The sequence below is a fragment of the Actinomadura kijaniata genome (genome assembly GCF_014138665.1).
Classification (GTDB): Bacteria; Actinomycetota; Actinomycetes; order Streptosporangiales; family Streptosporangiaceae; genus Spirillospora; species Spirillospora kijaniata.
In genome coordinates this window covers 288,195-310,649 of record NZ_JACJIA010000007.1, presented here as the reverse complement: position 1 = coordinate 310,649, position 22,455 = coordinate 288,195, and the positions used below count along the sequence as shown (strand labels likewise).

Below are 22,455 nucleotides of genomic sequence, written 5' to 3'. Positions count from 1 at the left end.
CCGGGAAGGCTCATTCGACGGTGTCGAGCCAGTTCCGGAGAAGCTGGGCCCCGGCGTCGCCGGACTTCTCGGGGTGGAACTGGGTGGCGCACAGCGCGCCGTTCTCCACGGCCGCGACGAACCGGTCGCCGTGCTCGGCCCAGGTGACCAGCGGCGGGGTCAGGCGGCCGGTGGGATCGGGCTCCAGTTCCCAGCGGCGCACCCCGTAGGAGTGGACGAAGTAGAACCGGGTGCCCGCGTCCATGCCCGCGAACAGCCGGGTGCCCTCGGGGGCGTCGACGGTGTTCCAGCCCATGTGCGGCAGGACCGCCGCGCCGTCGAGGCGTTCGACGGTGCCGGGCCACTCGGCGCAGCCCTCGGTGGTGACGCCGTGCTCGACGCCCTTGCCGAACAGGATCTGCATGCCGACGCAGATGCCGAGGACCGGGCGGCCCCCGGCCAGGCGGCGGCCGATGATCTGCTCGCCGCGCACGGCCCGCAGGCCCGCCATGCAGGCCGCGAACGCGCCGACGCCGGGAACGACCAGGCCGTCGGCGTCCAGCGCGGCGTCCCAGTCGGAGGTGACGGTGACGTCCACGCCGTGCCGGGCGACGGCGCGCTCGGCCGAGCGCAGGTTGCCCGACCCGTAGTCCAGGATGACGATCTTCTTGCTCATCCCCACATCACTCCCCCGGCCGCCGCCATCGCCGCCAGCACCAGCACCACCAGCGCGGCGATCCTCAGTCCCTGCTTGACGAAGCTGATCACGCCCATCAGCAGGAACACCGCCAGGCCGAACAGCAGGATGTTGGCGTAGCTCAGTTCGACTCCGCCGATCTCCACGGCTACAGGGCCCCCTTGGTGGAGGGGATGCCGTGGACCTTCGGGTCGAACGCGACCGCGTCGCGCAGCGCCCGCGCCAGGGCCTTGAACTGGGCCTCGACGATGTGGTGGGCGTTGCGGCCGTAGGGCACGCGGATGTGCAGGGCGACCTGGGCGTTCGACACGAACGACTCGAAGATGTGCCGGGTCATGGTCGTGTCGTACTCGGGGCCGATCATCGGGGCCATGCCCTCGGGCTCGGAGTGCACCAGGTAGGGGCGGCCGGACACGTCCACCACGACCTGCGCCAGCGCCTCGTCCAGGGGCACCATGGCGTCGGCGAACCGGTGGATGCCGACCTTGTCGCCGAGGGCCTGCCGGAACGCCTGGCCGAGGGCGATGGCGGTGTCCTCGATGGTGTGGTGGCTGTCGATGTGCAGGTCGCCGGTGGTCTTGACGGTCAGGTCGAACGAGCCGTGCTTGCCGAGCTGGGCCAGCATGTGGTCGAAGAACCCCACGCCGGTCGCCACGTCGACCTCACCGGTCCCGTCCAGGTCGATCTCGACGAGGACGCTCGTCTCCTTCGTGCCCCGCTCGACCCTGCCCTTGCGACTCATGCACTCTCCTCGCCTGGCGGCTCGTCGGTGCACGAGCCGCACGACTGCTGTGTTTCCTGCTTCGCTTCGCTCAGCGGGACTCCTTCAAAGCGTTACGGAAGGCGGCCATCTCGTCCGGGGTGCCGACGCTCACCCGCAGCCACTCGGGCGGTCCCACCTCCCGGATCAGCACGCCGCGGATCAGCAGGCTCTGCCACACCTGCCGGCGGTCCGGGAACGTCCCGAACAGCACGAAGTTGGCGTCGGAGTCGGCCACCGCGAACCCCTCGCCGCGCAGCCACCCCACCAGCGCGTCGCGCTCGGCGCGCAGGGCGTCCACGGTGCCCAGCAGCTCCTCGCGGAACGCCAGGGCGGTGCGGGCGACCGCCTGGGTGACGGCCGACAGGTGGTACGGCAGCCGCACCAGCAGCAGCGCCTCGATCACGGCCGGGTCGGCGGCCAGGTAGCCCAGCCGCGTCCCGGCCATCGCGAACGCCTTCGACATCGTCCGGGTGACGATCAGCCGCGGGTGCCCCTCCAGCAGGGTCAGCGCCGACGGCGTGCCCTCCCGGCGGAACTCCCCGTAGGCCTCGTCCACCACGACCATGCCGGGCGCGGCGTCCAGGACCGCCTCGATCGTCTCCAACGGTAGGGCCGTGCCGGTCGGATTGTTCGGGGACGTGAGGAACACCACGTCCGGCCGGTGCTCGGCCACCGCCGCGACGGCGCGTCCGGGCTCCAGGCCGAAGTCCTCGTCGCGGTGGGCGTCGATCCAGCGGGTCCCCGACACCTCCGTGATGATCGGGTGCATCGAGTAGGACGGCTCGAAGCCGAGCGCGGTGCGGCCGGGCCCGCCGAACGCCTGCAGGATCTGCTGGATGATCTCGTTGGAGCCGTTGGCGGCCCACACCCGGCCGGCGGTCAGGCCGGCGCCGGGGGTGTCGGCGTCGAGGAACGCCGCCAGGTCCTCGCGCAGCGCGACGGCGTCGCGGTCGGGGTAGCGGTTCAGCGACCCGGCGACGTCCATGACCGCCTCGCCGAGGGCCTTCACCAGGCGGTCGGACGGGGGGTAGGGGTTCTCGTTGGTGTTGAGGGCGTAGGGGACGTCCAGCTGGGGCGCGCCGTAGGCCTTCTTCCCGCGGAGATCGTCCCGGATGGGCAGATCTTCCAGAGAGGTCATGACCGCGGTGCCTCCTCCGCCGGCGCCGGGACCTGCCAGTCGAAGCGGGCCTTCAGGGCCGCGCCGTGGGCGGGCAGGTCCTCGGCCTCGGCGAGCACCACCACGCGGGCGGTGGCCTCGGCGAGGGCCTGCTCGTCGTACTCCACGACGTGGATGCCGCGCAGGAACGACTGGACCGACAGGCCCGAGGAGTGGCAGGCGCAGCCGCCGGTGGGCAGCACGTGGTTGGACCCGGCCAGGTAGTCGCCCAGCGAGACCGGCGCGTGCGGGCCGACGAAGATCGCTCCGGCGTTGCGGACGCGGGCGGCGACCGCGGCGGCGTCGGCGGTCTGGATCTCCAGGTGCTCGGCGGCGTAGGCGTCCACGACCTTCAGGCCCGCCTCGACGTCGTCCACCAGCACGATCCCGGACTGTCGTCCGGCGAGGGCCTCGGTGATCCGTTCGGTGTGCCGGGTGCGGGCGACCTGGACGCGCAGCTCGGCCTCCACCGCGTCGGCCAGCGCGACCGAGTCGGTGACCAGCACGGCGGCGGCCAGCGGGTCGTGCTCGGCCTGGCTGATCAGGTCGGCCGCGACGTGCACCGGGCCGGCGGTGTCGTCGGCCAGGATCGCGATCTCGGTGGGACCGGCCTCGGAGTCGATGCCGATCACGCCCTTGAGCAGGCGCTTGGCGGCGGCGACCCAGATGTTGCCGGGGCCGGTGACCAGGTCGGCGCGCGGGCACTCCTCGGTGCCGTAGGCGAACATCGCGATCGCCTGCGCGCCGCCCGCCGCGTGGACCTCCTCGACGCCCAGCAGCGCGCACGCCGCCAGGATCGTCGGGTGCGGCAGCCCGCCGTGTTCCTTCTGGGCGGGCGAGGTGACGGCCAGGGAGGCGACCCCGGCCTCCTGCGCCGGGACGACGTTCATGACCACGCTGGACGGGTACACGGCGCGGCCGCCCGGGACGTACAGGCCGACGCGGCCCACCGGGACCCAGCGTTCGGTGACCCTGCCGCCGGGGACGACCTGGGTCGTGGTGTCGGTGCGGCGCTGGTCGCGGTGGACCAGGCGGGCCCGGCGGATCGACTCCTCCAGGGCGTCGCGGACGGCGGGGTCCAGCTCGCGCAGCGCACGGTGGATCTCCTCGACGGGGACGCGGGTGCGCTCCAGCTCCACGCCGTCGAAGTCCCTGGTGTACTCCCGGACCGCCGCCGCGCCGCGATGGCGCACGCCCTCGCAGATCGGCCGCACCTTCTCCAGGGCGGCCTCGACGTCGAGTTCGGCGCGGGGCAGCACGTCGCGCAGGTCGCCCGGGAGCGAGCCGCGCAGGTCGATACGGGAAATCACCCGACCAGTCTACGGATCGTGTCCACCCTCCGCGCATCGTCTCACCTGCCGAGACACCGGCGTGGCGATCACCGGGCCGGCCGGCCGGTCACTCCGTGAGCGTGCCGTCCAGGACGGTGACGGCGCGTCCCGACAGCAGGACGCGGTCGCCGCGCAGCCGGGTGCCGACCAGGCCGCCGCGCGCGGACGCCTGGTAGCCGGTCAGCTCGTCGCGGCCCAGCCGGGCGGCCCAGAACGGGGCCAGCGCGCAGTGCGCCGACCCGGTCACCGGATCCTCGCCGTCGCCCTCCAGGATGCGGGCGGCGAAGAACCGGGAGACGAAGTCGTACCCCTGGCCGGGGGCCGCGACGGCGGTGGGGACCACGCCGCGGGCGTCGATCCGGGCGAGGGCGGCGACGTCGGGGGTCAGCCCGCGGACGGTCCGCTCGTCGGCGACCTCGACGACCAGGTCCTGCTCGGCGTTGCGGCCGGTCCAGCCGATCGGCGCGCCCAGCGCCTCGGCCAGCCCGTCGGGGGCGGGGGCCGGTTCCGGCGGGCGGGCGGGGAAGTCCATCTCCAGGCCGCCGTCGGCGGTGCGGGCCACGGTGAGCACGCCGCTGCGCAGCGTCCGGAACCGGACGGGGCGGTCGGGCGGGACGGTTCCGGTGGCGTACAGGGCGTGCGCGGTGGCCAGGGTGGCGTGGCCGCACAGGGCGACCTCCACCACGGGGGTGAACCAGCGCAGCTCGAAGTCGGCGTCCGCGTCGGCCAGGGGCCGGACGAAGGCGGTCTCGGAGTGCCGCATCTCCGCGGCGACCCGCTGCATCCAGGCGGGGTCGGCCGGGGCCTCCAGCAGGCAGGCCCCGGCGGGGTTGCCGCCGAACGGGCGGTCGGTGAAGGCGTCGACGATCAGCATCCTCATGATCGGCACCCTAGCCGCCGCCCATCCGGCGGCGGGGCCGTCAGACCCGGCCGGTGAGGCGACCGGTGAGACGGCTGAACGGCGGCGTCTCCTCGCGCGGCGCGGGCCGGTCGGCGAAGCGCGCCTCCCAGCGGCGCGGGCAGGCCACGACCCAGCCGAGGACGAACCCGACCACCAGGCTCGCCGCGGCGAGAATGACAACGTTGAGCCACATACGGCGTTCTCCACACTCATTCCGGGAGGCGAACCTCCCAGGTAGGGGACGACCGTAACGGGACGCGTGACGGCCGGGGGCGCGATCGGGGGAAGCTGACCCACTGTGACCACATCGGTATGCCCCGTTCGGGTGGTGACCGCGTTCAGACTGTGGCAAATCCGGCATTCTGCGATCATCGAACGGGACGTAGGCTGGTCCGGGAGGGCGCCCGCGGCCGGACGCGCCCCGGACCACGAGCGAGGATCTGTCGTGACCGAGCGGCTGCCGCTGTTCCCGCTGGGCACCGTGCTGTTCCCGGGCCTGGTTCTGCCGCTGCACCTGTTCGAGGACCGCTACCGCCGGCTGGTCGCCGATCTGCTGGAGCGTCCCGAGCCGCGCCGGTTCGGGGTGGTCGGCATCGAGCTGGGGCACGAGGTCGGCAACGAGGCCGCGCGCCGTCTCGCCGAGGTCGGCTGCGTGGCCGAGCTGCGCGAGGTCGCCCCGCGCCCCGGCGGGCGCTACGACATCGTCACCGTCGGCTCCCGCCGGTTCCGCCTCAAGGAGGTCGACCGGGGCCGCCCCTACCTGCGGGGCGAGGTGGAGTTCCTGCCGGAGGAGGCCGGGGCCGACCCGGAGCGGGCCGCGCACCGGGCCCGGCGGCTGTTCCACCTGTACCGGCACCGGCTGGCGGCGGCGGGCGCCGAGGTCGCCGAGCCGGTCGACCTGCCCGGCGACCCGGTGCGGCTGTCGTACCTGATCGCGGCGGCGGTGGTGCTGGACCAGCACGACAAGCAGCGGCTGCTGGCCGCCGAGGACGCCACCGTGCGGCTGCGGACCGGGAACGACCTGCTGGCGCGGGAGAACCGGCTGCTGGAGGTGCTGCCGACCGTTCCGGCCGGGCAGTTCCTCGACGGGGCGTTCCATCCCAACTAGCCCGCGCCGGGGGTTCGCCTGCGAACCAAGATCGTCGCGGGCAGACTGGGGGCATGAGCGCCAAGTCGAAGTCCGCCAGGAACGGCGGGGGGAAGGGCACGCCCGCCACCGTCGCCGCGACCAGGGCCCGCGTCGGGTTCAGCCTGCACTCCTACGAGGTGGACCCGGACGCCGAGTCCTACGGGCAAGCCGCCGCCGACGCGCTGGGGGTCCCGCACGAGCGGCTGTTCAAGACGCTGCTGGCCGAGGTGGACGGCCGGCTCACCGTGGGGGTCGTGCCGGTGTCGGCGACGCTGGACCTGAAGGCCCTGGCCGCCGCCGCCGGGGGCAAGAAGGCGCAGATGGCCGACCCGCGCGACGCCGAACGCGCCACCGGCTACGTCGTCGGCGGGATCAGCCCGCTCGGGCAGCGCAAGCGGCTGCCGACGGTGCTGGACGCGTCGCTGTCAGCGTTCCCCACCGTCTACGTCTCGGCCGGTCGGCGCGGCCTCCAGATCGAACTCGCGCCCGCCGACCTGGTCCGGCTCACCGACGGCAGGCTCGCCGACATCGCCCGCCGGTAGGCGCTTGACCACCAGCTCCAGCACCGCGTACGCGCCGACGGCCAGCAGCGGCCACACCACCGCCAGGCCGGTGGCGCGCAGCTCGGCGACACCGGTCACCGTCGCGCCCTCGGCGGCGGCGCGCACCGCCCGCTCGAACGCCGCCAGCCCGATCCGGTGACCGGTGAACGCCGCCAGCGCCGAGGCCGCCAGCCCGCCGACGGCCAGGCCCGCCAGCAGCGGGACGTCGTTGCCGCGCCCGCCGCGCAGGTAGGCCAGCGCGCCGCACAGCAGCCCGGCCACCGCGCCGATCAGCGCGAACCGCCCGTCCACCCCGATGGGGCCCTGCCCCTCGGGGTCGGCCAGCAGCGTCTGGCCGCGCACCACGACATAGGTCACCTTCGGGGACAGCGCCGCCCACGCCAGTCCCGCGAACGGGCCCAGCAGCGCCACGACGGCCGAGGTGACCGCCCAGGTCGCCCAGGCCCTCCCGGTCGGTCCCCGCACCTGTCCGCGCCCCTCCCGCCGTCACCGTCCGCGGCGCCGTCCGCCGCGCCGTCCACTAACCCATTCCGCCAGCGAAAGACTAGCCCGCCCAGGTCAGCCGATCGACCACCACCGGCTGCCCGATTCTCGCCCCCGAGCGGCCCGTTTGTTGGGATAATGTGCGCGACATGTCCGGTTTCTCGTCCGCCTTCGAACGCCTCGGCGCCGCCCTCGCCGCGGTCGTCCTCCAGCAGCAGGAGACCCTGGCCGAGTTCCTGCCGCGCGAGGACTGGAGCGCCGACCTGACCGCCCGCAGCTACGCCAGCGGCGGCGTCACGGTGCGGGTGTCGCTGCTGGGCAGCTACGCCGCCCGCGAGCGCACCTGGCTGTGGGGCTGGGCCAACCCGCAGTTCGGCGACGACCACCCCGCCGTCGCCCCCACCCTGCGGATCCGCGAGCTGGGCGAGCGGCTGGGCATCCCCGAGTTCACCACCCCCGAGATCGACCTCGGCTGGTACACCGGACCGGCCGGGCACGGCGGCGAGCTGGTCGCGATGGCCGCGGGCGGGGTGCTCGGCGGCGGCGGGTACATCGGCGCGGGCTACGACGGCGGCTCGGCCTACCTGCACGTCGACGACCCGCAGGCGCCGCCCGCCGTCTGGGACCCGGTCCCGGTGCCCCGGCTGCTGATGAACGCCGCCAGCCTCTTCCCCCGCGACCCGCGCCTCACCCTGGCCCGGCTGCTCAGCCACCACCGGGTCCCCTACCGGGAGACCGACGGCGTCACCGAGGTCCCGCTGCCCGGCGGCGGCACCGCCCGCGCCCACTTCGACGCCCTGGGCCGCTTCCTGGACTGGGAGGCCGAGCTCAGCCCCGCCGGGCTCTCCCCCACCGGTCCCTGACCCGCGGATCCCCGATCCGGACCCGCGCGGGCCCCCGTATCCGCGGGTCCACCGCCCGTACCCTCACGGATTCGCCGCCCCACCTTGATCGCTAACGTCGGCGGCATGACGACCACCCACACCTTCGGCATCCAGCTCGCCCCCGAGGCGGCCACCCTCGGCACCTTCCGCGCCCTGGCCCGCCAGGCCGACCGTTCCGGGCTGGACCTGCTCGGCGTCCAGGACCACCCCTACGCCGCCGGGCTCGCCGACACCTTCTCCGTCATGGCGACCGTGCTGGCCGAGACCGAGCGGCTGCGCGTGTTCCCCGACGTCGCCAGCCTCCCGATGCGCGGGCCCGGCGTGCTGGCCAAGCAGTCCGCCACCCTGGACCTGCTGAGCGGCGGCCGGTTCGAGCTGGCGCTGGGCGCGGGCGCGTTCTGGCCCGCGATCGCCGCCATGGGCGGCCCCTCCCGCACCAACCCCGAGGCGCTGCGCGCGCTGGCGGAGGCCACCGAGATCATCCGGGCGATGTGGCGGGCCGGGGAGACCGTGCGGGTCACCGGCGAGCACTACACCGTCAAGGGCGTCCACGCCGGGCCGGCGCCCGCCCACGAGATCGGGATCTGGTACGGCAGCGTCGGCCCGCGCGCCCACGCCCTCACCGGCCGCCTCGCCGACGGCTGGGCCGCGCCCATCCCCCACTACCTGCCCTACGAGAAGTGGCGCGAGTCGCAGGACATCATCACCGGCGCCGCCGCCGAGGCCGGCCGCGACCCGGCCGCGATCACGCGCATGGCGCAGCTGGTCGGCGACGTCACCGCCGGGCCCGGCCGGGTCCGGCTGGAGGGCGAGGAGCCGATCCGCACCGACGCGGCGGGCTGGGCGCGGGTGCTGGCGGACCTGGCCGCCGAGACCGGCTTCGACGCGTTCGTGTACTGGCCCGAGCACGCCGACGAGACCCAGGTGCGGCGCTGGGCCGAGGAGGTCGTCCCCGCCACCCGCGAGCTGCTCGGCGCCTCCTGAACGCGGACGGCCGCGCGGAACGCGTCCGCGCGGCCGGATCGACGGTCCCCTGCAGGCGGGGCCGCTACACCAGGCAGGAGGGGCCCAGCAGCTGCTTGAGATCGCCCATCAGCGCCGGGGACGGGGCCACCCGCAGGCGGTCGTCCAGCCGCACCACGGTGGTGCGGGGGCCGTTCTGCAGGTGCAGGTGGACCTCCGAGGTGCCCGGGTGCGAGACCAGCACCTCCTTCAGGCCCTTGACCACCGGCGGCGTGCAGCGGCTCAGCGGCAGCTGCACCGCCACCGGGCCGGTCGCGTCGGTGATCGTCAGGTCCGGCTGGGTGACCTCCATCGCGATGATCTTGGCGACGTCCTCGCGCCGGTCCAGCCGGCCCTTCACCACCAGCACCGCGTCCTCGGCCAGCAGCGTCGAGCACAGCTGGTAGGACGACGGGAAGCACATCACCTCGATCACACCCGACAGGTCCTCCAGGCTGAACATCGCCCAGGAGTTGCCGGTCTTGGTGACCTTGCGCTGGAGGCCCGACAGCAGGCCCGCGACGGTCACGACCTGCCCGTCGGGGCGCTCGCCCTGGCTCAGCGCCGCGATCTGGGCGTCGGCCTCGCGCTCCAGGATGTGCTCGATGCCGAGCAGCGGGTGGTCGGAGACGTACAGGCCGAGCATCTCCCGCTCGAACGACAGCAGGGTGGCCTTCTCCCACTCCTCGTTCTCGGGGATGGTGACCGCGAACGCGTCCGGCCCGCCGTCGTCCTCCAGCGCCCCGAACAGCGAGTCCTGGCCGACCGCCTCCTTGCGCTTGATGTCGATGACCGAGTCGATCGCCTGCTCGTGCACCATCACCAGCGCCTTGCGCTGGTGGCCGAGCTCGTCGAACGCGCCCGCCTTGATCAGCGACTCGATGGTGCGCTTGTTGCAGACCTGCGAGGGGACCTTGTTGAGGAAGTCGTTGAAGTCGACGTAGGCGCCCTTCTCCCTGCGCGCCTGCACGATGCCGTCGACGACGTTGGTGCCGACGTTGCGGACCGCCGACAGGCCGAAGCGGATCTCGGTGTCCCCCATCGGGGTGAAGTCGGCGTTGGAGGTGTTGACGTCCGGCGGCAGCACCTTCAGGCCCATGCGGCGGCACTCGTTCAGGTACAGGGCGCTCTTGTCCTTGTCGTCGCCGACGGAGGTCAGCAGCGCCGCCATGTACTCGGCCGGGTAGTTGGCCTTCAGGTAGGCGGTCCAGTACGACACCAGGCCGTACCCGGCGGTGTGCGCCTTGTTGAACGCGTAGTCGGAGAAGGGGACCAGGATGTCCCACAGCGTCTTGATCGCCTGGTCGGAGTAGCCGTTGGCCCGCATGCCCTCGCTGAACGGCTTGAACTCGGCGTCCAGGACCTCCTTCTTCTTCTTGCCCATCGCGCGGCGCAGCAGGTCCGCCTTGCCGAGCGAGTAGCCCGCCAGCTTCTGCGCGATGGCCATGACCTGCTCCTGGTACACGATCAGGCCGTGGGTCGTGTCGAGGATGTCCCGGAGCGGCTCCTCCAGCTCGGGGTGGATCGGGGTGATCTCCTGCTGGCCGTTCTTGCGGAGCGCGTAGTTGGTGTGGGAGTTGGCGCCCATGGGGCCCGGCCGGTACAGCGCGAGGGCCGCGGAGATGTCCTCGAAGTTGTCGGGCTTCATCAGCCGCAGCAGCGAGCGCATGCCGCCGCCGTCCAGCTGGAAGATGCCGAGGGTGTCGCCGCGCGCCAGCAGCTCGTAGGCCTTGCGGTTGTCCAGCGGCAGTTCGAGCAGGTCGATCTTCTCGTTCTTGTTCTGCTCGATGTACCGCAGCGCGTCCTGCATGATCGTCAGGTTGCGCAGGCCGAGGAAGTCCATCTTGAGCAGGCCGAGCGTCTCGCAGGTCGGGTAGTCGAACTGCGTGATGATCGCCCCGTCGGCGTCCCGGCGCATGATCGGGATGTGGTCGGTCAGCGGCTCCGCCGACATGATCACGCCGGCGGCGTGCACGCCGGTCTGCCGGATCAGGCCCTCCAGGCCCTGCGCCAGGTCGAGGACCTGCTTGACGTCGGGGTCCTCCTCGTAGAGCTTGCGCAGCTCGCCGGCCTCGTTGTAGCGCGGGTGCTTGTCGTCGAAGATGCCCGACAGCGGGATGTCCTTGCCCATCACGGCGGGCGGGAACGCCTTGGAGATCCGGTCGCCCAGCGCGTAGGGGAAGCCCAGGACGCGGCCGGCGTCCTTCACGGCCGCCTTCGCCTTGATGGTGCCGAACGTGGCGATCATCGCGACCTTGTCCGAGCCCCACCGCTCGGTGGTGTACTTGATCGCCTCGGCGCGCCCGGCTTCGTCGAAGTCCACGTCGATGTCGGGCATGGACACGCGCTCGGGGTTGAGGAACCGCTCGAAGATCAGACCGTGCGGCAGCGGGTCCAGGTCGGTGATGCCGAGGGCGTAGGCGACCAGCGACCCGGCGGCCGAGCCGCGGCCCGGGCCCACGGCGATGCCGTTGTTCTTGGACCACATGATGAAGTCCGCCACGACCAGGAAGTACGAGGGGAACCCCATCTGGCAGATGATGTCCATCTCGTACTCGGCCTGCTTGCGGTGCTCCTCGTCGTACCCGTCGGGGAAGCGCCGCTCCATGCCCCGCCACACTTCCTGGCGGAACCAGGACTCCTCGGTCTCCCCCTCGGGCACCGGGAACTTGGGCATGAGGTTGCGGTACTCGAACATCCCCGCCGGATCGACCTTCTCGGCGATCAGCAGGGTGTTCCGGCAGCCCTCGGCCCAGATGTCGGAGGTGTCGATCGACCGCATCTCGTCGGCGGTCTTGATGTAGTAGCCGCTGCCGTCGAACCGGAACCGGTCGGGGTCGGCCAGCTGCTTGCCGACCTGCACGCACAGCAGCGCGTCGTGCGCGGTGGCCTCGGACTCGTGGGTGTAGTGCGAGTCGTTGGTGACCACCGGCGGGATGTTCAGCCTCTTGCCGATCTCGACCAGGCCGTCGCGGACCCGGCGTTCGATCTCCAGGCCGTGGTCCATCAGCTCCAGGAAGTAGTTCTCCTTGCCGAAGATGTCCTGGAAGGCGGCGGCGGCCTTGAGCGCCTCGTCGAACTGCCCGAGCCGCAGCCGCGTCTGGATCTTGCCCGAGGGGCAGCCGGTGGTGGCCATCAGGCCCGCCGAGTGCTCGGCCAGCAGCTCCTCGTCCATGCGGGCGTACTTGAAGACGAAGCCCTCCATGTAGGAGCGGCTCGACAGCTTGAACAGGTTGTGCAGGCCCTGCTTGTCCCGCGCCCAGATCGTCTTGTGGTTGATGAGGCCGCCGCCGGAGACGTCGTCGCGCTTCTGGCTGGGCTCGCCCCAGGTCACCTTCTTCTTGTGGAAGCGGGACTCGGGGGCCATGTACGCCTCGATGCCGATGATCGGGGTGATCCCGGCGGCCGTCGCCTGCCGGTGGAAGTCGTAGGCGCCGTGCATGTTGCCGTGGTCGGTCATCGCGATCGCCGGCATCCTCTGCCGGCTGACCTCTTCGAACATCTGCTTCAACCGAGCGGCCCCGTCGAGCATGGAGTACTCGGTATGCACATGGAGATGAACGAACGAGTCCGCCACGACTGCCTGGCCTCCTACTGAGCTGAGCATGCTGAGCGCCCACGCGCCGTGTGGCGCGTGGCGGCTGGGTCCGGTCCCGGGGGAAGATCGCCACCCTGGCCCTACCTCCGGGATGACGCGGCTCTGAGAGCCTAACGCGCCGCACCGACAGCCCGCGCCCGGACACTCCGACGCCCGTTGCGCCCCTTCCGCACCACACGCCGCCAACGGGCGGACGCGCTCCTTTCGTGACGGCGCGCGTTCGCTCTGTAACACACGGTGCCCATCAAGGGGAACCCTGGCGCGGGCGCCACCAAAAGCAACTAACCGCCCGATGCGGCATGACCGGAAATCGGCAACCTGGCAGAGGCGAGCCTCCGGCACGCCCGCCACGGAGCCCCTCATGCCCGATTCGCCGCTTTCGTTGGTGTTCACCAAATGAAATTCGCCGCCATTGGACGACATTAGCGCGCACCCCAATACCCGTGCCTCGTCCTTAGTTGGTCAACGTCTGTAAAGCTCACTGTCAACCTGCCTAAGATTCCGCTGCCTCCACATTCACGCCCACCACGTCAGCGAGAGGAACCTCGCTCGTGACACGTCCTTCTCCCGAAGTTCAGAACCTCGCCATCTTCCCGCCGGATTCCGGCGGCCGTCCTTCGACCGGCTCCGACATGGCGTCGGTCTTCGATCCGGAGCGTTTTCGCGAGAACATTTCGAATATCGCCCCCAGACTGGAGCGATATCTCGCCGACCGCTCGACCCGGGGCCTGGACCTCGTCGATCCGGCGGTGCTGACCAAGGCCGCCCGGGGCCTGATGACGACCGAACGCGACCGGATCGCCGACTTCGACGCCGACCGGCTGAACCAGATCGTCGACCTGTACACCGGCACCGGGATCCACGTGTACTCGCCCGGCTACATGGGCCGGCAGTTCTCCGGCGTGGTGCCGCTGGCGGGCCTGGTCGACCTGGTCAGCTCGGTGGTCAACCAGCCGTCCACGTTCTACGAGGCGGGCCAGCTCCCCAACGTGGCCGAACGCCTCATGGCCGAGGAGCTGGGCCGCCTCATCGGCTGGGACCCCGGCCGGCTCGCCATGGTCACCACCTCCGGCGGCTCGCTGGCCAACCTCACCGCCCTGCTGGCCGCCCGCAACCGCGCGTTCCCGGGGATGCTGGCGGGCGGCGCCGCCGGCGTCCGGGACGGGATCCCCGCCGTCGCGGTCAGCGAGGAGGTCCACTACAGCGTGACCCGGGCCGCCGGGGTGCTGGGCGTCGGCGAACGCCAGATCGTCCGGCTGCCGGTGGACCGGTCCGGGCGGGTGCGCGCCGACCGGGTGGCCCCCGCCCTGGACGCCGCCCACCGCCGCGGCCTGCGGGTGTTCTGCCTGGTCGCCTCCGCCGGGACCACCTCGATGGGCGCGTTCGACCCGCTCGCCGAGCTGGCCGCGGTGACCCGGCCGCGCGGGATCTGGCTGCACGTGGACGGCGCGCACGGCGCGAGCCTGCTGGTGTCGCGGCGGCACCGCGACCGGCTGCGCGGGATCGAGCACGCCGACTCGCTGGCCTGGGACGCGCACAAGATGCTGTTCGTCCCGGCCCCCTGCACGCTGCTGTTCTACCGCGACGGCGCGGCGGCGCGCGGTGCGTTCGGGCGGCCGCCGGGCGGGCGGGGCGCCAGCTACGTCTTCGACGAGGAACCCGACGTCTACAGCGCCCTCGACAGCGGCGACCAGAACTTCGAGTGCACCAAACGCCCGATGATCATGCCGCTGTGGACGCTCTGGGCGGTGTACGGCCCCGCCCTGTTCGAGCGGAAGATCGACCGGCTGTGCGCGACGACCCGGCACGCCTTCCGGATGCTGCGGGCAGAACCGGACTTCGACGTCCTGCACGAGCCGGAGGCCAACATCCTGTGCTTCCGGTACCGCCCGGCCGACCTGGAGCCGTCCGCCCTGCACCGTCTCCAGCTGGCCGTCCGCCACCGGCTGCGCGGCGACGGCCGCTTCTTCGTCTCCAAGGTCGACGTCGGCGGCGTGGCCGCGCTGCGGGTGGTGCTGATGAACCACCGGATCGGCACCGCGCACCTGGCCCAGCTCATCACCGAGATCAGGACGACCGGGCAGCGCGTGCTGCGCGAGGAGGCGGCGGCCCCCGGCCCCCGCGCGGAGAGGAGTCCCCGATGACGCTGACGACGATGCCGGCGGCCGCAGGGCACCCGGCCCACCCGAACGGCGCCGCGAACGGCGCGGACCGCGCCGCGGCGAGGGCGCTGGCCGAACGGCTGATCCCCGAGGGGGAGCTGCGGCCCCGCTCGGTCGACGAGGTGGCGGCGCTGCCCCCGTTCGCCGACAAGCTGGAAAGGTGCGGGCGGATGGCGGGCGTCCCCTACTGCGCGGCCCCGCACCACCTCCAGGACGCGCTGGTGCTGCGGCGCCTCCAGCAGGTCGTCAACATCGCGCTGCTCAACCCGCTGTGGCGGGAGCGCCTGCACTACTTCGGCGTCACCGAGGCGCCCGCCGGCTACTCCGAGTGGGAGCGGATCCCGCTGTCGGACAAGACCGTGCAGCGCGACATGTTCATGGGCGCGCGGGCGGGCATGGTCGTGCCGATCGACCAGGGCGGCTTCGAGGTGGTGGCCAGCGGCGGCACCAGCGACGGCATGCCCCTGGAGATCGTCTACTCGCTGCGCGAGCTGCGCGACACCTACCGGATCGCGGGCGCGTTCATGGGCGCCTACCAGCTCGGCCGCTACCTGCGCGGCACCGACCCGAGATGGCTGTTCACCACGCTGGCCGACTACCAGATGTGGAGCAGCGGCACCATGGTCGGCGGCGTGCTGGCGCACGTGCCGGGCGTCAACTACATCGGTGCCGGCCCGGTCACCGCGCCGGTGCTGGAGCACATGTTCTCCTACCCCGGCCCCAAGGCGCTGATGGGCATCACGGCGGGCATCGCGCTGCTGGCCGAGCTGGGCGCGGACATGCCCGCGCACGCCCGCGAGAGCTTCCGGGTCGCGATGTACGGCAGCGGCCTGCTGCCCCAGCGCAAACGCGCCGAGCTGCGCGCGGTCTACCCCAACGTGTCGGTCCTGTCCTACTTCGCCGCCACCCAGGCCGAGTGCGTCGGCCTCCAGCTCGACCACACCTCCCCCGAGCTGGCCGTCGTGCCGGGCCTGCACCTGGTCGAGATCGTCGACGAGAACGGCCGGGCCGTCGCCGAGGGCGAGGAGGGCGAGCTGGTCGTCACCCGGCTGCACGCCAACGAGGCTCCGCTGCTGCGGCTCAAGCTCGGCGACCGGGTGGTCCGCCGGTCCCCGCTGGACGGGCCGGGCCTGCGGACCGGGCGGTTCGAGTTCGCGGGCCGCACCGGCGACGTGCTGCACCTGGGCGACAGCCAGTACTCGGCGGTGCTCGCCTGCGGGGCGCTGCGGGCCGAGCTGCTGGCCGCGAGCGGCGTCGACCTGGACCACGTCGCCCACGACGTCCAGTTCGTCAACCACCGCGAGGGCCGGGCCCTCTCCCTGCTGGTGGCGGTCGACGACGCCGACCACCTGGCCGGCGCGGTGGAGGCGGCCCTCGGCGCGGCCGGGGCGCGCGGCCTGTTCGCCCGGGCGCTGCCGCGCGCGCTGTCGCTGTTCAACGACCGCGAGGCCACCCCCGAGTCCGTCGAGCGGAGCGGCTACGACTTCCGGCTGGCGTTCGTGCCGCGCGACTCCGCCGAGATCGAGCGCACCGCCGTCGGCAAGGTCCCGCTCGTCCGGGACCGGACCTGAGGTGGCCCGCCCGCACGGCCCCCGCGGCCCGCCGCGCCGCCCCGCGTCCCCGCAGTCCTTGTCACCACAGACGGGAGAGACAGTGAATCCCAAGGTCAGCATCGTCGTCCTGGTCGACGCCGTCGGGGCGTTGTCGGACCGGACGCTGCACAACGGCAACCTGTCGCTGGTCGACGACAGCCCCCTCGGCAGCCGTCACCGGGGCACCCCCGACCTGGTCACCGCGGTGCTCCCCGGCCAGGTCGTCCAGTGGACGCCGATCCACGTGGACGTGCAGACGCCGGTCGAGATCCACAACATCGAGTTCCTCACCGCCGGGGCGGCCGCCGAGCGTCCCGCGCCGCCGGAGCCCGCCGTTCCCGGATACGCCGCACCGCCCGACTACACCGCGCCGTCCGACCGCCCCGCGCCCTCCGGCCACGCCGCCGAGGGCGTCCCGCTCCCCCACGCCCCGGGAACGGCCCCGAGCGCCCTCGGCTCCAACGGCATCGAGAACCACGACCTGCTGGTGTGGGAGGGCTACGTCCCCCACCACATGGTCCCCGGCGTCCCCTACCGCTACCGGCTGTCGGTCAAGCTCCACGACGGGCCGCACAGCGTGCTGCACATCGACTCGCCCGCGCTGCTGCGCGTGTGACCTCTCCCGGAAGGCGGACTCATGGCCCAACAGCATGGGATCATCGTGCTGATCGACGTCGACAACGCGCTGCGGTCGCGGTCGCTCGACGGCAACGCGTACTGGTTCGACAACATGAGGTTCCTCGGCTCGACCGGGGAGGGCACCCGGAACCTGGTGACGATCGTCCCGGGCGCCTACTTCCTCGACGGCTCCCAGGCCACCGAGCAGGTCCTCAACTGGCTGCCCGCCGCGCTGGGGGCGATCCCCCCGACGGTGCCCCGCAACTACCTCGCCGAACAGGCCCGGCAGAGCGACCGGGAGGCGCTGGCCGGGCTCGCCGACCTGGGCGGCGACGCCGGATCGGGCGACCTGGAACGCCTGCGGGAGCAGGTCGGGCGGCGCGCCCGGCGGCCGCGCGGGCGGGGCAGCCGCAGCGTCACCACCGGCAAGGTCCTGGACGTCACCGGCCAGGTGGCCGGGGCCGACGCGGCCGCCTACAACTACCCCACCCCGGTGATCACCGACATCACCGGCCCCGCCGTCTCCGAGAAGATCATGTACCCGGCGCAGTACGCCTCGCCCGACATGGTCTACGACGGCTGGTACTGGGCCGCGACCGTGGACACCAGCCGTCCCGGCGTCTACCCCTACACGATGCACGTCCAGCTCCACGAGCTGGTCGAGCGCGACGCCGAGCTGGTGTGGGAGTCGGTGGACCTGACCTGCGAGTCCGCCCTCAAGGTCACCAACGATCCCAAGCGCAACGCCTTCACCGGCGCGGGGGTGGGGCCGCTGCCCGTCCCGGCCGTCCCGCCCGGCCCCTGACCGCCCCGCGCGTCCCCGAGCACGTGACCGAGGAGCCCCCGAGCGGAGGAGCAGCATGCCCCCGAGGACCAAGCCGGAACGTCGCACCGCCCGGCCCGTGACGATCACCGCGGTGGTCGATCCCGTCGCCGCGCTGGCGTCGGGGAACCTGGACGAGAACCTCTACCTCTACGACACCAACCGGACCGAGGGGTCCACCGGATTCGGCACGCCGGGCCTGCGGACCCGGGTGCGCAAGGGCGACACCCTGTTGTGGAACGTCCTCCCGCTGGAGTGCGAGACCTACGTCGCCATCGCCGACGTGGAGATCGACCCCCGGATCGCCGAGCCGGAACGGCGGGTCTACCCCGGGACCGACATCGTGTTCTGGACCGCCACCGTCAAGCAGGACTCCGCCGAGCCGGTGGAGTACCGGCTGTCGTTCCTGCTGGGGGCCGTGACGGAACCGTACACGGCCAAGGAGGCGCAGGCGCTGGTCGTCGGCCGCGCGAACGCCGGGAAGGAGCGCAAGTGAGCCAGTCGTACCACGCCGGGGACTTCTCCGACCGCGGACAGCTCAACTCGGTGCAGCTCAACGTCGTCACGCTGGTCGACATGGAGCGGGCCACCGCCACGGAGTCGCTCGACGGCTGCCTGTACATGATGGACAACAGCATCGGCGGGGTCGGGCAGGGCACCGACCACCTGGAGACGGTCTGCAAGCAGGGCCAGGTCGTCAACTGGATCATCCGGCCGATCGACATGCACCGGCGGCCGGACGGCACCTGGCCCCCCATGCCGAAGATCAACAACCTGGTCTTCCTGGACGTCGAGAAGGGCGACGAGGACGACGTCGCCGAACGCCGGATCATGACCGAGCTCAAGGTCTACGGCGGTCCGGACCGCATGCGCGACAAGTACACGGCCGTCTACTACTACTGGGCGGGCGCCGTGATGAGCACCGCCCGGGCGGGGCTGTACCGCTACCGGTTCGTCCTGGAGCTGGAGAAGGAGCACGGCACCGACCGGCTGTACCTGAACTCGCCCCGGTACCCGGCCCTGCGGGTCCTGCCCGTCTGATCCCGTCCGCCCCGCCGGCCGGGCCGGCGGGGCGGCCCCCGGGCGCGACGCCCACGAGCGTGAGGAGGACCGATGCCGGACGTGCCGGTGGTGAAGGTCGGTACGGCCGTGTTCGGCTCGGGCGCCCCGGCGGTGGTCGCCGCGCTGCCCGCGGCGGAGTCCGCCGCGCGCGACGCGGCGGCGGCCGGCGCGTCGGCGGTGACCGGCGCCGGCGGCCGGGCGGCGGGCCTGCCGGTGGTGGCGGACGTCGCCGGGCCGGACGAGGCGGAACGGGCCGCCGCCCACGCCGCCATGCTGCGGCTGACCGCGCCGGACGACCGGCTGGTGGACGCCGCGGTCGGCACCGGCCTGCCGGTGCTGCTGGCGCGGGGGCCCGGCGACGACGGCGGCTGGCTGGCGGCCGCCGGCCGGCTGGGCAGGCGGGGCGCGGCGGGGGTGGTGCTCGACGTGCCCGCCGCCGACCTGGCCCGCGCCTGGTCGGTCCGCCGCCGCGCGGCCCTGCCGGTGGTGGTGGACCTGCGGCGGCCCCGCGTCGTCCCCGCCCTGGCCGCCGCCGTGGCGCGGGCGGCGTTCGCGGCGGGCGCCGACGGGGCCGTGGTGACGCCGGACGGGAACGCCGGGATCTCCGGGCCCGACCTGCCCGACCTGGCGGTCCTGACCGTGCTCGCGCCGTTGCTGACGTCCGGTCCGGCCACGGGGCCGGGGCTGGCGGGGCTGCGGCGCCGGCTGGACCTGCTCGACGAGCAGATCGTGCGGCTGGTGGCCCACCGCCGCGCCGTCGCCCGGCTGGTCGGCGCGGTCAAGCGGCGGGACCGGCTCCCGGCGCGCGACCTGCGCCGGGAGGTGCAGGTGCTGGACCGCGCCGCCGCCCTGGCCGGACGGCTGGACGCCGATCCGCGCACCGTTCTGGCGATCTTCAACCTGCTGATCGACGACGCGGTCGGCGCGCAGCGCGCCGTCCACACCGCCCGTCTCCCCGAGGAGCGTCCGCGATGACGACCGTCACCGTGGTCGGCGGCCCCACCGCCGTGCTGGAGTACGGCGGTCTGCGGGTGGTCACCGACCCGACCTTCGACCCGCCCGGCGACTACCCCCTCGGCCCGCTGACGCTGACCAAGACCTCCGGCCCCGCGCTGTCCCGCGCCGCCGTGGGCCGGGTCGACCTGGTGCTGCTCAGCCACGACCAGCACCCCGACAACCTGGACGAGGCGGGCCGCCGGACGGTGGCCTCGGCCCCGCTGACGCTGAGCACGGCCGACGCCGCCGCGCGCGTCGGCGCGACCGGGCTGCCGACCTGGCGGCACCACGACGTGGGCCCGGTGCGCGTCACGGCCGTGCCCGCCCGGCACGGCCCGCCGGGCTGCGAGGCCGTCACCGGCACGGTCACCGGGTTCGTGCTCAGCGGCGAGGGGCTGCCGACCGTCTACGTCAGCGGCGACAACGCCTCCCTGGACCACGTCCGCGAGATCGCCGCGCGGTTCCCCCGCGTGGACGCGGCGCTGCTGTTCGGCGGGGCCGTGCGCACCCCGCTGATCGACGCGAAACTGACCCTGGACGCGGCCGACATGGTGGAGGCGGCCCGGATCCTGGGCGTGCGCCGCGTCGTCCCGCTGCACGTGGAGGGCTGGACCCACTTCACCGAGAACGAGTCCCACGTCCGCACGGCGTTCGCCGAGGCGGGACTGTCCGGCCTGCTGGCCCGCCCGCCAGACGGCACCCCCTTCGACCTGCCGTGACCCCCACGCGCGTTCCCGGCGCGCGGGCGCCGGTCTCGTCGGCGGGGGGCGTCCGGTGGAGCGGTCAGCCGGGCGGGAGCGGGGCGGCGGCCTCGCGGCGCAGGTCGTCCAGCCGGGCGGGGTCGGCGAGCAGGCCGTGCAGGGCGAAGTCGGCGATCTCGCGGGCGGCGACGGCCGTCTCGGGCAGGGCGAGGGCGTCGAACAGGGCCAGCACCATGCGCGCCCCGGACCGCGGGTCCAGGGGGCGCAGGTCGCCCTCGGCCTGGCCGCGCGCGACGAGGTCGGTGGTGACCTGCTCCAGCCGGTCCAGGGCGCGGCGTTCGGCGGCGAAGCGGTCCTGGCCGAGTTCGGGGGTGACGAGGATCGAGACCAGCAGGTAGGGCGAGTCCTCCAGCCGGGCCAGGTAGTCGCCCAGCCAGCGGTACAGGTGGGCGGCGGCGCGGCCGGGCCGGGACTCCAGGTCGCGGGCGGCGGCGAGGGCGGGTCCCACGGCGGCGTCGACGAGCGCGGAGAGGATCGCGTCCTTGGACGGGAAGTGCTTGTACAGGGCCGGTTGCCGGACGCCGACGGCGGCGGCGATGTCGCGGGTGGAGGTGGCCGAGTAGCCCTGGAGGGCGAACAGGCGGGCGGCGGCGTGCAGGATGCGGCGCGCCGACGGCGACAGGTCCCCGGCGGGCCGGGTCGTTTCCGCGGACATGGCGATCAGCGTAGTCCGCCCGCCCGTTCCCGCCTCACTCCCGGCCGGGCGTCCCCTCCTGGACGAGCGCCTCGGCAAGGGCGCGGTAGAACAGCTGCACGCCGGGCTCCTTCGGGCTGAGGTGGCCGCGCCCGGCGAAGCGGGATCCGACGGCGCGCTGGACGGCCTCCAGCCCGATCCGGTCCTCCTCGTTGACCGCGGTGGCGGCGGCGGTCTGCTCCTCGGCGACCTCCTGCGGGTCGAGGCCGTCCAGGAGGGCGGGCGGCATGAGCACGCCGCCGCGCACCTGCGTGCGGTCGATGGACAGCGGGACGAAGCCGAGCCAGGTGATCTGGTCGCCGAACGTGATCAGCCCTCCGGTGGGAAGGTCAGCACCACGGTGGCGTTGGCGCGGTGCTCCCGCGGCAGCGGCACCGCGCCCGGCGGCAGCGTCGCGGCGAACGGCGTCCGCGCCCACAGCGCCCCGCCGTCGATGGGGTGCAGCTCCATGTCGCCGCGTCCCGGCATGAACGGGTCGAGCGTCTCGGGGTGGAACCCCATGACGTGGTAGTTCTCGTAGCCGTTCTCCAGCGCGAGCTTCCAGTTGACCCGCCACTCCTCCTCCACGGTGGCGACCTGGACCATCTCGTCCATGCGGAACGGGGCCAGCTCCTCGGCGGCCGGGGCCAGCCGGGACGCCAGGGACGGCGCGCCGGCGTCGAGGTTGACGTAGACGAGGCCCTGCCACTCCTCGACGGCGAAGCCGGGCAGACGGCAGGCGGCCGGGTCGAAGTCGGGGTTGCCCTTCATGAACGTCGCGCCCTTGAGCCGCCCGTCGAGCCGGTACTTCCACAGGTGGTAGGGGCAGGTGAAGGCGTCGGCGCGGCCGTGGCCGGGCTCGACCAGGGGCATCAGGCGGTGGCGGCAGACGGGTGACATGGCGTGCAGGGCACCGCCCTCGCCGCGGGTGACCACCACCGGCTCCCCGGCGATGGTGAGCGAGACGTAGTCGCCGGGCGAGGCCAGCTCGTCGCGGTGGACGACCAGCATCCAGGAGCGGCCGAACACGCGGGCGCGTTCCAGCTCGTACAGCTCCGGCGAGGTGAAGGCGCGCGGCGGGAGGCTGAGGCGGGGCGGGTCGCAGGACCGGTAGGCGGCCAGCTCCGCCAGCAGGCGGTCGAGTTCGGTGTCGGGGTGGCGGGCGGCGGTGGAGGCGATGGCGCTCATCCGGGGCTCCTTGCGGTCTCCGACTGGTTATCGGTTGATAACCACAAGACGAAGTTATCAATCGATAACCAGATGTCAAGGGTCCGGAACGCGT

24 protein-coding genes are annotated in these 22,455 nt (G+C 73.2%); 12 read left to right on the top strand and 12 right to left on the bottom strand.

Features of this window, described 5'->3' with window-relative positions; genetic code table 11:
- Positions 1-10: 10 nt before the first annotated feature.
- The 7 genes from hisH to HNR61_RS26660 form a co-directional block, all read right to left on the bottom strand.
- Positions 11-655 (bottom strand): imidazole glycerol phosphate synthase subunit HisH, encoded by a 645-nt coding sequence (gene hisH / locus HNR61_RS26690; RefSeq protein ID WP_182845928.1) that lies wholly within the window; start codon positions 653-655, stop codon positions 11-13.
- Complete coding sequence (locus HNR61_RS26685; protein ID WP_169814086.1) at positions 652-822, bottom strand: CG2302 family histidine operon protein; 171 nt, start codon at positions 820-822, stop codon at positions 652-654. The genes hisH and HNR61_RS26685 overlap by 4 nt, the downstream gene beginning before the upstream one ends.
- A 2-nt stretch (positions 823-824) precedes the next feature.
- Entirely contained in the window at positions 825-1,418 is a 594-nt protein-coding gene (gene hisB / locus HNR61_RS26680) for an imidazoleglycerol-phosphate dehydratase HisB (protein ID WP_182845927.1), read from the bottom strand.
- 70 nt (positions 1,419-1,488) lie between these two features.
- Complete coding sequence (locus HNR61_RS26675) at positions 1,489-2,577, bottom strand: histidinol-phosphate transaminase (RefSeq protein ID WP_182845926.1); 1,089 nt, start codon at positions 2,575-2,577, stop codon at positions 1,489-1,491.
- Positions 2,574-3,905, bottom strand: coding sequence for a histidinol dehydrogenase (hisD, locus tag HNR61_RS26670; RefSeq protein WP_182845925.1), 1,332 nt, complete (start codon positions 3,903-3,905; stop codon positions 2,574-2,576). Before hisD ends, HNR61_RS26675 begins: the two co-directional genes overlap by 4 nt.
- An 88-nt stretch (positions 3,906-3,993) precedes the next feature.
- Positions 3,994-4,806, bottom strand: coding sequence for a PhzF family protein (locus HNR61_RS26665; RefSeq protein ID WP_182845924.1), 813 nt, complete (start codon positions 4,804-4,806; stop codon positions 3,994-3,996).
- A 40-nt stretch (positions 4,807-4,846) separates the two neighbouring features.
- On the bottom strand, positions 4,847-5,020 hold the full coding sequence (locus tag HNR61_RS26660; protein ID WP_182845923.1) for a hypothetical protein: 174 nt from the start codon (positions 5,018-5,020) through the stop codon (positions 4,847-4,849).
- 252 nt (positions 5,021-5,272) lie between these two features.
- Between HNR61_RS26660 and HNR61_RS26655 the strand changes: the two genes are divergently transcribed.
- Positions 5,273-5,935, top strand: coding sequence for an LON peptidase substrate-binding domain-containing protein (locus tag HNR61_RS26655; protein WP_182845922.1), 663 nt, complete (start codon positions 5,273-5,275; stop codon positions 5,933-5,935).
- A gap of 53 nt (positions 5,936-5,988) precedes the next feature.
- The gene (gene ybaK / locus HNR61_RS26650; protein WP_182845921.1) at positions 5,989-6,498 is read left to right on the top strand and encodes a Cys-tRNA(Pro) deacylase; all 510 of its coding nucleotides are present in this window, start codon (positions 5,989-5,991) and stop codon (positions 6,496-6,498) included.
- Here ybaK and HNR61_RS26645 read toward each other — a convergent pair.
- Positions 6,382-6,984: a hypothetical protein gene (locus tag HNR61_RS26645; protein WP_312898110.1), complete on the bottom strand. Its 603-nt coding sequence runs from the start codon at positions 6,982-6,984 to the stop codon at positions 6,382-6,384. The two genes, ybaK and HNR61_RS26645, sit on opposite strands and share 117 nt — an antisense overlap.
- A 167-nt stretch (positions 6,985-7,151) precedes the next feature.
- Here HNR61_RS26645 and HNR61_RS26640 point away from each other — a divergent pair, with 167 nt between their 5' ends.
- Together HNR61_RS26640 and HNR61_RS26635 are read left to right on the top strand one after the other, a co-directional pair.
- Complete coding sequence (locus tag HNR61_RS26640; protein ID WP_182845920.1) at positions 7,152-7,865, top strand: DUF6882 domain-containing protein; 714 nt, start codon at positions 7,152-7,154, stop codon at positions 7,863-7,865.
- A gap of 105 nt (positions 7,866-7,970) precedes the next feature.
- Complete coding sequence (locus HNR61_RS26635; RefSeq protein WP_182845919.1) at positions 7,971-8,870, top strand: LLM class flavin-dependent oxidoreductase; 900 nt, start codon at positions 7,971-7,973, stop codon at positions 8,868-8,870.
- A gap of 64 nt (positions 8,871-8,934) precedes the next feature.
- Here the strand turns inward: HNR61_RS26635 and dnaE are convergent, their stop codons facing one another.
- Positions 8,935-12,465, bottom strand: coding sequence for a DNA polymerase III subunit alpha (gene dnaE, locus HNR61_RS26630; protein WP_182845918.1), 3,531 nt, complete (start codon positions 12,463-12,465; stop codon positions 8,935-8,937).
- Between the two features lie 653 nt (positions 12,466-13,118).
- Between dnaE and HNR61_RS26625 the strand changes: the two genes are divergently transcribed.
- The 8 genes from HNR61_RS26625 to HNR61_RS26590 all read left to right on the top strand — a co-directional run bounded on the left by HNR61_RS26625 (position 13,119) and on the right by HNR61_RS26590 (position 20,458).
- The gene (locus HNR61_RS26625; protein ID WP_182845917.1) at positions 13,119-14,630 is read left to right on the top strand and encodes a pyridoxal phosphate-dependent decarboxylase family protein; all 1,512 of its coding nucleotides are present in this window, start codon (positions 13,119-13,121) and stop codon (positions 14,628-14,630) included.
- The gene (locus HNR61_RS26620; protein WP_182845916.1) at positions 14,627-16,219 is read left to right on the top strand and encodes a phenylacetate--CoA ligase family protein; all 1,593 of its coding nucleotides are present in this window, start codon (positions 14,627-14,629) and stop codon (positions 16,217-16,219) included. The genes HNR61_RS26625 and HNR61_RS26620 overlap by 4 nt, the downstream gene beginning before the upstream one ends.
- An 82-nt stretch (positions 16,220-16,301) precedes the next feature.
- Positions 16,302-16,856: a DUF8788 domain-containing protein gene (locus HNR61_RS26615; protein ID WP_182845915.1), complete on the top strand. Its 555-nt coding sequence runs from the start codon at positions 16,302-16,304 to the stop codon at positions 16,854-16,856.
- 21 nt (positions 16,857-16,877) lie between these two features.
- Positions 16,878-17,663, top strand: a complete 786-nt coding sequence (locus HNR61_RS26610; protein WP_182845914.1) for a DUF8788 domain-containing protein — start codon at positions 16,878-16,880, stop codon at positions 17,661-17,663.
- 55 nt (positions 17,664-17,718) lie between these two features.
- Positions 17,719-18,177: a DUF8788 domain-containing protein gene (locus HNR61_RS26605; protein WP_067829245.1), complete on the top strand. Its 459-nt coding sequence runs from the start codon at positions 17,719-17,721 to the stop codon at positions 18,175-18,177.
- On the top strand, positions 18,174-18,722 hold the full coding sequence (locus HNR61_RS26600) for a DUF8788 domain-containing protein (RefSeq protein WP_182845913.1): 549 nt from the start codon (positions 18,174-18,176) through the stop codon (positions 18,720-18,722). The genes HNR61_RS26605 and HNR61_RS26600 overlap by 4 nt, the downstream gene beginning before the upstream one ends.
- Before the next feature lie 72 nt (positions 18,723-18,794).
- Positions 18,795-19,718, top strand: coding sequence for a chorismate mutase (locus HNR61_RS26595; RefSeq protein WP_182845912.1), 924 nt, complete (start codon positions 18,795-18,797; stop codon positions 19,716-19,718).
- Complete coding sequence (locus HNR61_RS26590; RefSeq protein WP_182845911.1) at positions 19,715-20,458, top strand: MBL fold metallo-hydrolase; 744 nt, start codon at positions 19,715-19,717, stop codon at positions 20,456-20,458. Before HNR61_RS26595 ends, HNR61_RS26590 begins: the two co-directional genes overlap by 4 nt.
- A gap of 64 nt (positions 20,459-20,522) precedes the next feature.
- Here the strand turns inward: HNR61_RS26590 and HNR61_RS26585 are convergent, their stop codons facing one another.
- Genes HNR61_RS26585 through HNR61_RS50510 form a run of 3 tightly spaced genes read right to left on the bottom strand, consistent with a single transcriptional unit; the run spans position 20,523 to position 22,361 of the window.
- Positions 20,523-21,155 (bottom strand): TetR/AcrR family transcriptional regulator, encoded by a 633-nt coding sequence (locus HNR61_RS26585; RefSeq protein WP_182845910.1) that lies wholly within the window; start codon positions 21,153-21,155, stop codon positions 20,523-20,525.
- Positions 21,156-21,189: 34 nt separating this feature from the next.
- Positions 21,190-21,612 (bottom strand): SRPBCC family protein, encoded by a 423-nt coding sequence (locus HNR61_RS50515; RefSeq protein ID WP_220509804.1) that lies wholly within the window; start codon positions 21,610-21,612, stop codon positions 21,190-21,192.
- Positions 21,504-22,361: an aromatic ring-hydroxylating oxygenase subunit alpha gene (locus tag HNR61_RS50510; RefSeq protein ID WP_220509803.1), complete on the bottom strand. Its 858-nt coding sequence runs from the start codon at positions 22,359-22,361 to the stop codon at positions 21,504-21,506. The genes HNR61_RS50515 and HNR61_RS50510 overlap by 109 nt, the downstream gene beginning before the upstream one ends.
- Positions 22,362-22,455: the final 94 nt, after the last annotated feature.

Bases quoted from the DNA above. Each gene is read 5' to 3' on its own strand.
- hisH (WP_182845928.1), bottom strand. From the start codon at position 655: ATGAGCAAGAAGATCGTCATCCTGGACTACGGGTCGGGCAACCTGCGC.
- hisB (WP_182845927.1), bottom strand. From the start codon at position 1,418: ATGAGTCGCAAGGGCAGGGTCGAGCGGGGCACGAAGGAGACGAGCGTC.
- HNR61_RS26675 (WP_182845926.1), bottom strand. From the start codon at position 2,577: ATGACCTCTCTGGAAGATCTGCCCATCCGGGACGATCTCCGCGGGAAG.
- HNR61_RS26665 (WP_182845924.1), bottom strand. From the start codon at position 4,806: ATGAGGATGCTGATCGTCGACGCCTTCACCGACCGCCCGTTCGGCGGC.
- HNR61_RS26660 (WP_182845923.1), bottom strand. From the start codon at position 5,020: ATGTGGCTCAACGTTGTCATTCTCGCCGCGGCGAGCCTGGTGGTCGGG.
- ybaK (WP_182845921.1), top strand. From the start codon at position 5,989: ATGAGCGCCAAGTCGAAGTCCGCCAGGAACGGCGGGGGGAAGGGCACG.
- HNR61_RS26640 (WP_182845920.1), top strand. From the start codon at position 7,152: ATGTCCGGTTTCTCGTCCGCCTTCGAACGCCTCGGCGCCGCCCTCGCC.
- HNR61_RS26635 (WP_182845919.1), top strand. From the start codon at position 7,971: ATGACGACCACCCACACCTTCGGCATCCAGCTCGCCCCCGAGGCGGCC.
- HNR61_RS26625 (WP_182845917.1), top strand. From the start codon at position 13,119: ATGGCGTCGGTCTTCGATCCGGAGCGTTTTCGCGAGAACATTTCGAAT.
- HNR61_RS26620 (WP_182845916.1), top strand. From the start codon at position 14,627: ATGACGCTGACGACGATGCCGGCGGCCGCAGGGCACCCGGCCCACCCG.
- HNR61_RS26610 (WP_182845914.1), top strand. From the start codon at position 16,878: ATGGCCCAACAGCATGGGATCATCGTGCTGATCGACGTCGACAACGCG.
- HNR61_RS26605 (WP_067829245.1), top strand. From the start codon at position 17,719: ATGCCCCCGAGGACCAAGCCGGAACGTCGCACCGCCCGGCCCGTGACG.
- HNR61_RS26595 (WP_182845912.1), top strand. From the start codon at position 18,795: ATGCCGGACGTGCCGGTGGTGAAGGTCGGTACGGCCGTGTTCGGCTCG.
- HNR61_RS26590 (WP_182845911.1), top strand. From the start codon at position 19,715: ATGACGACCGTCACCGTGGTCGGCGGCCCCACCGCCGTGCTGGAGTAC.
- HNR61_RS26585 (WP_182845910.1), bottom strand. From the start codon at position 21,155: ATGTCCGCGGAAACGACCCGGCCCGCCGGGGACCTGTCGCCGTCGGCG.
- HNR61_RS50510 (WP_220509803.1), bottom strand. From the start codon at position 22,361: ATGAGCGCCATCGCCTCCACCGCCGCCCGCCACCCCGACACCGAACTC.